Below are 12,546 nucleotides of genomic sequence, written 5' to 3'. Positions count from 1 at the left end.
GATAGTACACTCTCTCTTCTTTTAATCATTTAAATATTTTCGCTTCTTTTGGCGTTCCTTCCTGCTTTTCTTCTAGTTAATATAGTGTTCATAATAGTTTTTTTCACCTAAATATAATAAAAACCTTAGCTAGTTCTAAACTAACTAAGGTTTTTATTAATGAACACATTGTAAGAATGTATTTTAATTGCTACATTTACCATCCATCATACTCTTCCATAACTGCTTTATCCACTCTAAAATTACAGAAGCCTTTAATAAGTTCATCCACTTTATCTTTTCGTGCTATTTTCTCTAGCCATTCTTCTGGCATACCCTCCATTTTGTAATACATTCCTGCTAACGATCCTGTAATAGAGGCGACTGTATCTGTATCCTCTCCTAAATTTACAGCTTTTAAAACTGCTTCTTTGAAGGAAGACGTTGTTCCTAGACACCAGATTGCAGCCTCTAGTGTATGAACAACGTAGCCACTTGAGCGGATTTCTTCTTTAGGAATTTCTAAGAAGTTCTCCTGAAAAATTCTTTCATAGTTTTTAAGCTCTTTTAGATAGATATGATTTTCATCAAAGTTTTCTTTAAAGAGCAACTGTATATCTTTTATACCCTGTTCTAGCGGATTATTTAAATATAGTCTTAACAATAACTCTATATAAATGATAGAACCTACTATAGCCCTAGGATGACCATGCGTTATTTCCGTATATTGTTTTATAAATTCAGCTTTTTTCACAAAGTTAAACTCATTATCTAAGAGAAGAGACAATGGAGCAATTCTCATGATTGCTCCATTTCCATTATCGTATTCTGATGTTCCCCCACAATGTTCTGCTGGGGTTCCACCTTTAAAACGTCTAATGGCCTTTACGGTCGCGATTCCGATGTCAAACATTTTCCCATGAGGGGCAAGGTAGCCTTGTTCTTCATATTGCACAAACTTCTTCATCAAGTCTGTTAGATTCCCTTGTTCAATTAAGTTTTCAACCAAACATAAAGTCATCGATGTATCGTCTGACCATGTGCCAGGTGGCTGATTGTATGTACCATATCCTGTTACATCATCAATATGAAAAGTGCCTCTCTTTTTGAATTCAACAGGAACTCCTAACATATCGCCAATGATACCCCCGTAAAGCGTAGGCAAAACTCGTTTTTGTATATTTACTGTTAAAAATGACTTATTGTCGCCTTCCCATCGATCTATCATTCTTCTTCCAGTCATCGCTCTCACATCCTCCTTTATGTTTATATTCCTTTACTCTTTCTAAATATTTTTCGTACTCTATCATCATGTCCCTCACATTCTATTTTACTGTTAACCTATAACTTTTTTATAGAATAAAGGCCGGATTTCTCCGGCCTCTCCTTTATTACTTATATCCAAGCTCAGTTAACGCTTCTTTAGCATTTGCTACTGTTTCTTCTCCTACGTGCGTGCCCTTTTCAGCAATAACTTTATAATAAACTGCTGCGTTCTTTCGCTCTTCTTCACTTCCTGTACTCCATGTTTGAGCTTGTTCTAGCATACTGCTTATGTGAGCATCATAACGCTGTTGAACTTTTGCTTTTTCTTCATCAGACCAGCCTGAGTTTTCTGCTGCTCCAACTGCTTCATCTAAGTAATAAAACACTTGTTGTGTGCGTTCTTCTACATTTTGTTCTTGTTTTTCTAAAGTGTTTACTCGATCAAGTATATCAATCACTGTCTTACGACTTTCTGCTTGAGTTTTTATACTTTCATCAAGACCTTTTACGTTTACTAACAAATTGTAGATCTTAATTTGTTCGGTAACGTCTTCTGTACCTACTTCATCTAACAATGCTTGAGCCGTTTCCTTCATTATTGTCGATGTCAAGTCTTTCTCTGGATACAGTCTGTTTGCTTCACTAAAGTAGACAATAGCTTCTTGATTATTACCTTTTTCGTGAAGATCTTTACCAGTTGCAGCATATCCATAAGCTGTCTTACGATCAACAGCGGTTTGCGCAATATCCTCATTTACATCTTGGGCTGTTACTGTTAAGATCTCGTATGCACGTTCAGCTTGCTCTTGCTCCATGCCTACCGCTTTTTCACTTAAAGCTGTGTTCGCTTTTTGTAGAACATCTTTTGCTCCATTTGTTTCCTGACGTTTATAGCCTTCATGAGCAAAAATAACGGCTTGTGTTGGATCTTCGTCAATTAGTTTTTCAGCTTGCATAACTAAGCGATAGCCGTAAAACTCATCTTGTGCTTTTTCACTAACTTCACTTGGTACTGTTGATAGTCCAGTTAAAGCAGCATAGCTTTGGGAGAGATATTTCTTCGTATCCTCATATTTATAAGCATTATTGCTCTTCATATCTTTAATAGATTGTTCAAGAAGCTTCTCACTTGCTTCCTTGATAGTATCTTCCAATTCTGGATACTGTTCTACATATGCTGAAGCTTGTTGAAGAACTTGGATATATTCCCCGTCTTCCATCAACTGATCAAGAGACTTTTTAAGTTCTTTTTGATCATCAACTTTTGGTTCAGTCTTATTATCATCATCTGTTTCTACTTTAGTTGTATCATTATTTTCTATTTCAGGCTCATCTGAAACTTCCACTGATTCGCTAAGGATGCGGAGTGCTTCGTTTCGTTTAGCTTCTGCTTCGTTATCAGCCTCGGTTGAATAATTTGCAATAAGTTGATAGCTATTAATTGCTTCAATAAGGGCTTTTTGATTAGCTTTACGTTGCAGCTCATCTAGCTTATTATTTTTTAAATTCTCAGCAGCTTCATTTGCTTTTTGATCTGCTAAAGCCATCTCGCTGTTTTTCGCTTTCTCCAGTTCATCCTTGTTTCCATTTAAAAGGTCTTTAAATGTACCAGCGTAATAAAGCTGATCTTTGGAGCTTCCTTCGTTAATAACATAAACATCAACATATTCTTCACGCGTAACTTTTTCAATTTCTTCCTTAAGCTTTGCAAGCTGTGCATTGTATACTCTAGCTTGCTCATCATTAAGCTGAGATTGGTTTAAAGATTGAATAAGCTGACGAGCCGTAATATCCGTATCACTTGCATTATTGTAATTTTTAAGCATCTCGTCCAATAAGGTAACAATTTTTTGATCTTTTAAGTTCTCTTTATTCCCATAATAAAGGGCATTATATATTTGCTGTTGTTCTTTATAAGATATTAAACGGTCATATGTTTCTTCTTGAAGAGCAATAGAAACATTCTCAAGGGGCTTATCATCCGGGTCTGTCGGCTTATCATCCGGGTCTGTCGGCTTATCATCCGGGTCTGTCGGCTTATCATCTGGATCTGTCGGCTTATCATCCGGATCTGTTGGCTTATCATCCGGATCTGTCGGCTTATCATCTGGATCTGTCGGCTTATCATCTGGATCTGTCGGCTTATCATCTGGATCTGTCGGCTTATCATCTGGATCTGTCGGCTTATCATCTGGATCTGTCGGCTTATCATCTGGATCTGTCGGCTTATCATCTGGATCTGTCGGCTTATCATCTGGATCTGTCGGCTTATCGTCTGGATCTGTCGGCTTATCATCCGGCGTTGTCGGATCACCATTAATACCATCTAAAGGTGAACCACTAGAAACAGTATCATCATCGTCCTTATCTTCCCCTAAATCTAAACGCCCTCCCGAAAGCTTTGGATCATCAACATCCGGTAATGGGGTCTGATTTAAATCCGTTGGTAGCACAGCAACAGGACCATTCGGCGTTTTGTCATCCTGCACCCCTGCTACATCCTCTGTCTTACTCACAACAGGCTCTGGAACATCCGGAAGGTCTGTTGGATCAATGCTTAGAAATGTTAAAGGATCATCTGATTTTGATGGGTTAAAAAGATAAGCAAACGGGTCGCTTGATTTTGTTGCCGTTGTTTTATCTTTGCTGGCTGTTTTCTTATCCTCACTGCTTTTATCTTTCTTTAATTCACTTAAGGCTTTCTCAAGGTCGCTTCCAATCTGTTCATCAGCTGTTTTTTCTTTTTTATCTTGCGTTGCTTCTGTCGCTACTTCTGGCTCCTGCTTTTTATTAAGCTGGATTGCCACTACGATCAGAACAGCAAGACAGATGGTAACAATGCCTCCAATAATCCATCTTGCTTTTGGTGACATTTTCTCATTTTGTTGTTCTTCCATGTTGTTTTCCCTCCCAATTAAAGTAAATTACCTTCTTTCATTTTTTGAACAGCATCTTTTGAAGACTGAACATATTCTTCGTTATCATTCATTTCAATTACTTGGTTGAAGTAAGTTTCAGCTTCTTTATATTGCTTTTCACCAAGCTTGAATTTAGCATATACAAACAGTGTATTGCTGCTGTTTGGATAGTCCTCGCGCGCTGTTTTAAAGTACGCTTCAGCTGCCTTTTTATCTCCCACTTTGTTGCTAGCAAGAGCGGTGTTAATAAGAAGGTTCTCACTTTTCACCCCAAGACCTAATGCTGTTTTATAATCATCAAGCGCTTTTCGATATTGCGCTGTAGCTCCGTTATCATTCAGCTCTGTAAGCAGTTGTCCAAAATCATAATGCATGCGTCCGAGACGTGCTAAAAGCTGTTCGTTCTTCGGCTCTTCTTTTAACACAACAGCTAGAATGCTTATGCCTTCTTCATAGTTCGCTCGCTTTTGTTCATTTGTTGTACTTGGCATCTCATTAATAAGTGCATACGTATCTGAAAGGGCCTCAACATGGCGATCTCGTGTTCCTTCAAGCTCCACTGCTTTCTTATAGTACGTAAGAGCTTCATCATAGCGCTCAACAATAGAGAAAAGCTCGCCTTTTAAATATTGATAAAGAGCCTGACTTTCAGCATCATCTTGCGGAATATCTTCAACAATATAGTTCGCTTTATTCAACTTGCCAATCGCAATATAACTTTCAACTAAATCATGAACAAGGCGGTTATAGTACGAGCTTTTCTTTGCTTCATATCCTTGTTCAAAATAGGTGATTGCTTTTGCATACGTTTTTTCTCTATAGTAAGACTGTCCTGCTAGGTAGTTTGCTTTTTGGCTGCTTTTCGATAGCTCTTTTTGCTGAAATGCTTCATCAAAAAGCGTTGATGCTTTATCATTTTCACCTGTTGCTAAGTAAAGTTGACCAAGCTTTAAATATACTTCAGGCTCTTTCTTTTGCTCCATTGCGCTCTTAAAATACTCTTCTGCTTGAAGGTAATCGCCTTTTTCATATGCTTCTGTGCCATGAGCAAGCGTTGTTTCCCACTTCTCATTTGCTGAATAACGGAAAGCCCAGACAGTAACGCCAATTGTGACAATAACAAGCGTCACAACAGAAATCATGATCCAGCGCTTTTTAACAAATGTGCCAACCTTTTGCTTGGCAGGTTTTTTTGCTTCTTGTGTAAAGGGTCTTGTTTGAATTGGCGTCACAGGACGCTTTTCTTCATCTTCTTTCAGTAGTTCCTGAAATGTTTCAGTCGTTGATTTTTGTCCTGACTCCTCGTCCCGTTTTTCAGCAAGCTCACTCATAATGAACTGAAGCTCTGTTTTAAATGCAGGTTCAATGCTTGGCAGCATGCTTGCTCGTTTGTAAAAAAGAAGCGCTTGGTCATAGTCATAAAGCTTCTCAAAATGAGCAGCAGCCTCTAGGTAGTCTTGGACAATGAAGAGCCTGTTGCTTTCTTCATAAGGCTGATCAAGAAACATCTCAATCTCTTTAACAATTGATTTGTGTTCTTGAAAATGATGAACAACATAGCGATATTCAAGCTCTGCTGCGTCTTTTTGACCTAATCCTTCAAATTTCGCCGCAATGTCAAGGTGATCCTGAACCGATAATTCGTTATCCCCTTTTTCACCTTGAATGCGTGTGACATCTTCTTCAACTCGATTTCTAACATTTTCAGGGAAAAGGTCATACCATTCCTTAAATGTTGGACAATCTTCTAACCTCTTACTCTTCCAAACTTTCTTGAACAAGTTCTTGCTTTCTGGTCCAAGCGTTCCACTTATTGTTTTTAATAGAAGCTTAAATCGATCATTGTTTTGACCAATTTCATCTGGTTTAAAGTAGCTTGCATCGTCTGCTTTATTTTTTCTCACTTCATCACTATGCCAAGAGACCATCTCAGCTAGTAGTACAGCTCCTGAGAAACGATCCGCTTCCTTACACCATTTTCCTTCCTTAATATAGTAAGGAGCATATCCGAAAGATCCGCCTGGCAAAGACTTTGGTTTTGTCAGATGTGGCGCATACATTTCTTCAACATCAACAAATTCAATGTTTCCAACCCCATCTCTTCGTTCAGTTGAAAAGAATGGAAGAATAATATTACTTGAGGACAAATCACAGTGTGCAAGTTCGCGCTGCTCTAACTCTCGTAAAATGTACGTAAACATACATGCTATGTATAAGCTTTCATCACTTGTTATCTTTTTTTCATCCACAATAATGTCTGCCCATGTTGGACCTTCAATCCACGGCATCATTAGGGAATATTGCAAATCTTCATAAGTGGAAAGCAAGTGCTCGTGTTCTTTTATTTCAACGACTTTTCGCGCGCAAACGCGAAGGCCAGGCAGTTCAGCATATGGCTTAATATCTTGAGCAACCCCTACTTGATTGGGGCCTCTGAAGCGGTCGCGAAATACTTTAAGAGCTACAAAGTCTTTTCTCCCTGCTTTTGTTGTTTTAAGCTGATAGACGGTCCCTTGTCTGCCTTCTTGTCCGTAAGGCATATCTATTCCAACAACCGCAGGATGTTTTGTAAATGAGTAGGATGTCGAGAAAAGCTTAATCTCATCGCCAACTTCCGGATGAAAGCTCATAAGCATACCCTCAATTCTTTTTATAGTTAAAACGATTTACTCTTTATTTGAATAACGGCCCTTTGATTTATCGTAAGAAAGGCTAGCTACCTTTGCTGTAGCTAGCCTTCCTCCAATCATGGTCTTATTGACCGTCAACTTGACGGAAACGTGTTGCGATATCAGCTAACTCTTGACCAATCGAATCAAGTAACTGTGTATATGCTTCCATATGTTTTTGAGACTGTTCAAACTGTGTGAAGAAACGTTGTTTTGTTGCTCCATCCCAGCGTCCATCAAGCGAATTTAGTGCGTTTCTTAAAGTTGAACATTGTTGACGACTTTGATCTGCACCGTTTTTAAACTGTCTTGAAATTCCATCTAGTTCTTCTGGTGAAACAAGAATTTTCATTGACATAATATTTTGCAGCTCCTTTATATTCAAATAGAGTAAATATATTACATGAAATAATATATTATAACTTGATAGGAAACTAAATAGTTTTAGAGGAATTTAAGCCTTTATAACTAGACAACTAAGGAAGATACTACTAAACTCCCTTTAAACTAGCATTTTTTATAATTCTATAGTTCTAGTTCTATACACACCTAATTCGACATTATTCAACAAATTCCTCAGTTTTCGATAACTTCGTAAGCAAGCTTTTTTGTTCTTCTTTGTCGAGAAATGGAAGAGCTGCTTTTATCTTCTCATGCTGTCCTCTTATAATAAAACCTTCTCCTGCTGGAAGCTCTTGGTCTGTTTCACTATGTGTTAACCTCATATTAAAGAAATAAAGGTCATTTGACATTGTTGAGCCGAGTAAAATGCCGGTAAATTTCTTTTTAAGGTTTACAAACCATGTGTCATGGCCGTATGCTGTGAATCCTCCTACACTTCCTGCAAAGATAAAGTGGACATTTTTTTGCCGAGCCGTTTTGGTAATACTTTCAAGCTTTGGTTTTATGTTAAAGTCCATGGAAACTTGGCTCATAAAGTTCTCTCCATCATCAACAACAATAATGAGCGGTTTGTATGTTGGGCCTTCTTCATCTTGGAAACTTCCGAAATCAAGTGATGCACCTTCTCGCGTTGAAAGTTCTCTTTCAATTTCATCGAAAAGCTCATTTGCTTGCGTAAGATCTGTTGCATAGCCTTTTACATGTGGAAGAGAAGCAAGTGTAAGCATTCCATTACGCTTTGGCTCAAGTTCGATAAGATATATGTCAATCTCATCACTTCTAAACTGTCTACCCATTCCTAAAATCAGTGTTTGAAGGAGAGCTGTTTTTCCTGACTCAACGCGTCCTGAGACAATAATGTGGTTCTCCTCTTCAATATCAAGCGATAGAACATTTAAATCTTCTTTTTCAAGTCCAAATGGCAATGTTTTCGGTTTAATTCGATCTCTTCGGTTATAAAGGTCCTTTAGTGTAACAAGTTTTGGGACGAGCGGAATTGAGAATGCTTCGCTTCCTTTATTTTCTTCCTTCATTCTTTTTCCCCAGCTCTGCAGGAATTTCATTTTCTCAAGCTCGTCTTCTCCTTCATACGGCGTTGCTGCTTGGAACATATATGGTGGAGTGCTTCCTTTAATAAATCCTCGTCCTGGCGGCAAATCTGTTGCAGCAAAGTCAGGTCTTCCAACTGCAAAATGGAAATCCGAACGATCTGCGAGCTCAAAAGCTACTGCTGATTGGAAGTTATTGCGATATCGCTCGTACATATCATTTGCTTGGTTAATACTTGTGATGAAATAAATGCCATATTTTGCTCCATCTCGAAGCAAGTACTCAAACTGCTCATTTTCTGCTTCAAATGTCTTTCTAAATGTCGCGTAGCCATCAATCGCTACAACGATAGCAGGTAGCTCTTCCCCTGTTAAACGTCGGTAGTTCACAGGTGAACTTACTCCATGCTCAGAGAAAAGAGAAATACGTAAACGCAGTTCTTTTTGAAGAAATTTAAACAAGCGCATCATTTTTTCTTCTTGTTCTTCTCCAATGACGTCCCCAACATGCGGGAAGTAATTAAAGTCATGAAACTGACGACTAAAGTCAATAATATAAGCGTTTAACTCGCTTGGCGCATAGTTAAAAAACAAGGATAAAAGCGCAGACTGAAGGAAGTATGTTTTTCCTGAACCAGGCATCCCGTAGATAAGAAAATGTCCTGCTTCCAAGTCAATAGAAATTGGAAACTGTGTTTGATTGCGAACATCATCAATTAGTCCTGATGTAATCATCAAACCTTCTTTCTTTTCTTTCCAGCGCTCAACACTCCACTTTTCAGATTCAATGAGGTCAGTAATTGGTAATGACTGCGGAAGTGGCGGCTGCCACGGTCCTTGTAATGGTTCGACACTCGCAAGTTTTGCTTCATTGCTTATATAGTGAATAAGCGCATTGATTTGCTTTTGCTCTGTTTCCTTTTCAGATTTTGGAGCTTCATAATAGGAGCGCGCTCCATTTAGCTCAATTTTAGCAATCTCGATTTGGCGCTCTTGTTCTTCCTTCTCTGGATGATACGGAGCCCCACTCCATGCAGATTGGAAATATTCAAGCACTTCATTGTTTCCAACTTGAAAATAGCCTCGTCCTGGCACATTGATATCTGCTGCATTCGGAATTTTAATCATCTCTCGGCTGTCTGTTTCATCTTGTACACGCAAACACACTTTAAAGCGCGAGTTACTCCAAATTTTATCATTAACAACTCCAGTTGGTTTTTGGGTTGCAAGCAGAAGGTGAACACCTAGTGTACGTCCAATTGCGGCAATGCTAACAAGCTCATCCATAAATTCAGGCTGCTCTTTTTTCAGTTGAGCAAATTCATCAATAACAATGAACAAATGTGGAAGCGGCTCTTTAAAACGCCAATCTGATTTGAAATACTCATCAATATGCTGAAGATTCCCTGCTTTATTAAACAGCTTTTGCCGGCGTTCAAGCTCTGCTCGAAGGGAAGTTTTAGCCCGTTGAATCAGATTTGGATCTTCTAAGTTTGTAATCGCTGCTACAACGTGGGGAAGACCGTCAAACGTATTGGACATTCCTCCGCCTTTATAGTCAATAAGCATAAAAGAAAGCTCGTGCGGATGGTATGTTAGGGCAAGTGATAAAATGATGGACTGAATGACTTCACTTTTTCCCGACCCTGTTGTTCCAGCCATTAAACCGTGGGGGCCATGCCCACCTTTTTCAATTTTGTCGTGGATGTTCAAGAAAACGGGTTTATTTCCTTCCCTCACTCCGATAATAACCGGAAGCGTAAGTGGATAACGGTTTTCATTCCAACGATCAAGCACATTTAATTCTTCCACACGCTGTTTTTCGTACATTGATAAGAAAGTAAGCACGTTCGGTACATTAATTGACGCCGACTCTTTTACACGAAGCGGTGCGCTTGCTCGGGCCATTTCTTTTGCTTCCTTTAAAGAAAACTGATCAATCGCTACTTTTTCAGAGCCTGTGAAATATTGAATTTCATCTTCACCAGCAAACGTTTCGTAAAGCTTAGCCACGCCATTTTTCACTTCAATAATAAGTTCACATTCCATTGGCAGCGTCTCTTTTTCAGGAGACATTAAAAACGTACAAGCTCCAATTTCTTCTTCTTGATTTAAAAGAAGAGGAAGCAATGGATCATCCTCTAAGAGCGTTAAGTCGCTTAAAAAGAACACAAACTCAGGCACATGTGCTTCTTTTTTATTGTCGGCTCCCTTTTCAAGTCTACGAATATTTAACATGCTGTAAAGCGTCTCAAACAGCTCTGTTGTCTCTTCTTGCCCTTTTGCCATATAGCGTAGCTTTCGCCCTGGGCTCCACGTGTGTGGCAGCCAGCGCATCCACGACCATTCTTCTTCCTCTTCTTCACTGTAGTTTGAGACAACTTTCACTTCTTCAGGTGAATGATGTGTCACAAGCTGTAAGGAAAGAACGCGTGCTAAGTTTAAAATTTCCGCTCTGTCTCCAACAAGACCAACGACACGCTTTTCTTTTAACGGAATTGTAACAGGTACTCCCACAACTTCACGATAATGCTCCTGTAATTTTTGAGCTTCCGCAATAAGCGGGTTTACATCATATCCTTGCTGATTTGGTACTTCTATTTCCATTTGAAACGGTCGTTTTCCGATTCCTACGCGAAGTTCTAAAAAGTCATCTGTTTGCGGCGTTCTCTCCCAAAGCGTACTTTTACGCTGGTGAATCCGCTCCAAACAATGATCAGGATGTGGATTATGCTGACGTAAAAACGCTTCTTGATCAGCACGGATGTCTTCAATTTCTTTTTGATGTTTTTCAATTTGCTCTAGATATTCTCTATGTAATGTTTCGACTTCATTTCTATGTGCTTTCTTTTTGCGAAAATGCATCACAATTGTAGCTGTGTAAGAACCAATCATGGGTACGCTCATCGCAAGCATAAAAATGGGATACATACTGTTGTTCATAACCGTTTTGGACAGCCAAAACATAATCCCAACCGTTGCAGCCGTTAGAAATATAGGAATAACCATTGATTCAAATGAAAATTTCGGCTCCTGCGGTTCTTGTTTTGGACTATGAACAACCATTTTCCCTGTTGGCAAAGCAAGCTTTAAACGAGGTGAACGTTTAAAGTACGGTGATTTTCTCATAACGTCCTCCTTATTGAATCATTTTCCACACATAATCATCAGAGCGTTCTACAAGCTCTTCAATTTGTTCATCTTTTCCTTCATAAATAGTTGGTAATGAAGACATTCCTTGTTTACAGAGTCTCAAGAATACACCGTCCCAAATCATTGCGTGTTCTAGCGTTTCTTCTGAATCTGCTTTATACCACTGTTTTTGGTCGAAAGAATATTCAATCTCTGGTGGCTCCATTCCTTTATACGCATGTTGAAAATGCTTTGCTAGAAGGCTTGCTGCTTCTTTTGCTTCAATATCATTTGGAAGCAGCAGATCAAGCTCTTCTTTTCCATGAATGAACGTTATAATAATTTCTTCCATCTCATCACTTCCTATAACGTAATTTCTAAAAGAGAGATATCATCACTTTCAGGTGTGGCTAAGCTATGAGAGATAGCTTCTTTTATCTCGTCATTTCCTAGTCTTTTTTCATCTAGGAGAGCCAAACCATCCGAATAAAGAAGAAGTTTATGAAACGCACATGATTTTTGAATCACTGTATGGGCTTTTTCACCTATAAGCCCTCTTTTCGTTGACCATCTTACTCCTGTTTCTAATTTACTTTGAGAAACTTCCTCTCCATCATCTAAAAAAAAGCGTACTCTAATATCGCCTCCACTGCTTAAAAATAAACGATATAGTCCGTTAGAGAGGGCATCAATTCGCCCGCAAGCAAACATTGCCTCGCTTCCGTTATCTCGTTTTTCTTCAAGTACACTTTTCACTAATGGGGGAAGATGTGAATTTACAGGAACAGCTTCTATATATTTTGTAGCTTCTTCTGTTAACGTCTCTAAATAAGCATGAAAAAGAGCCTCTCCTTCTTCATAAAGAAGTTCATCTTGCTCCATAAGCCAAGCAACAAGCTTATCTCCTAAAAACTGTGCTGCAGCATCTCCATAAAAAGACAAGCTAACACCATCACAAAGAGCAAAAGCAAGTGTGCCATGTTCTTCTTGAAAGACAAGGTAATCCTGACTCTTTTCTTCGTTCTCCATTGTTTCACGAGCCCTGTAGAAACCATAACAAAGCTGAAAGAAGTCAGTATTAAAAAAAGATAGCTCTTCTTCTTTTCGCTGATTACTTTTAAAATAGTTCAT

Annotated in this window: 7 protein-coding genes; all 7 read right to left on the bottom strand. The window is 38.8% G+C overall.

The annotated features are described in order from the left end of the window. Positions 1-196: 196 nt before the first annotated feature. The 7 genes from B9N79_RS05265 to B9N79_RS05235 all read right to left on the bottom strand — a co-directional run bounded on the left by B9N79_RS05265 (position 197) and on the right by B9N79_RS05235 (position 12,546). The gene (locus B9N79_RS05265; protein ID WP_046217704.1) at positions 197-1,222 is read right to left on the bottom strand and encodes an ADP-ribosylglycohydrolase family protein; all 1,026 of its coding nucleotides are present in this window, start codon (positions 1,220-1,222) and stop codon (positions 197-199) included. A 148-nt stretch (positions 1,223-1,370) separates the two neighbouring features. Beyond that, positions 1,371-4,142, bottom strand: coding sequence for a hypothetical protein (locus B9N79_RS26370; RefSeq protein WP_205635662.1), 2,772 nt, complete (start codon positions 4,140-4,142; stop codon positions 1,371-1,373). 17 nt (positions 4,143-4,159) lie between these two features. Then, positions 4,160-6,793: a tetratricopeptide repeat protein gene (locus tag B9N79_RS05255; RefSeq protein ID WP_167555100.1), complete on the bottom strand. Its 2,634-nt coding sequence runs from the start codon at positions 6,791-6,793 to the stop codon at positions 4,160-4,162. 124 nt (positions 6,794-6,917) lie between these two features. Next, positions 6,918-7,190, bottom strand: coding sequence for a WXG100 family type VII secretion target (locus B9N79_RS05250; RefSeq protein ID WP_019392116.1), 273 nt, complete (start codon positions 7,188-7,190; stop codon positions 6,918-6,920). 202 nt (positions 7,191-7,392) lie between these two features. Further along, positions 7,393-11,412, bottom strand: a complete 4,020-nt coding sequence (gene essC / locus B9N79_RS05245) for a type VII secretion protein EssC (protein ID WP_085117884.1) — start codon at positions 11,410-11,412, stop codon at positions 7,393-7,395. Positions 11,413-11,422: 10 nt separating this feature from the next. Then, positions 11,423-11,767 carry a hypothetical protein gene (locus B9N79_RS05240; protein WP_019392114.1) on the bottom strand — a complete coding sequence of 115 codons (345 nt, stop codon included), beginning with the start codon at positions 11,765-11,767 and terminating at the stop codon, positions 11,423-11,425. Between the two features lie 11 nt (positions 11,768-11,778). Then, positions 11,779-12,546, bottom strand: a complete 768-nt coding sequence (locus B9N79_RS05235; protein ID WP_085117882.1) for a hypothetical protein — start codon at positions 12,544-12,546, stop codon at positions 11,779-11,781.

This window comes from Priestia filamentosa, assembly GCF_900177535.1.
Lineage (GTDB): Bacteria > Bacillota > Bacilli > Bacillales > Bacillaceae_H > Bacillus_I > Bacillus_I filamentosa.
Note: the sequence above shows the minus strand (reverse complement) of the source record. Positions and strands in the feature narration are given on the sequence as shown.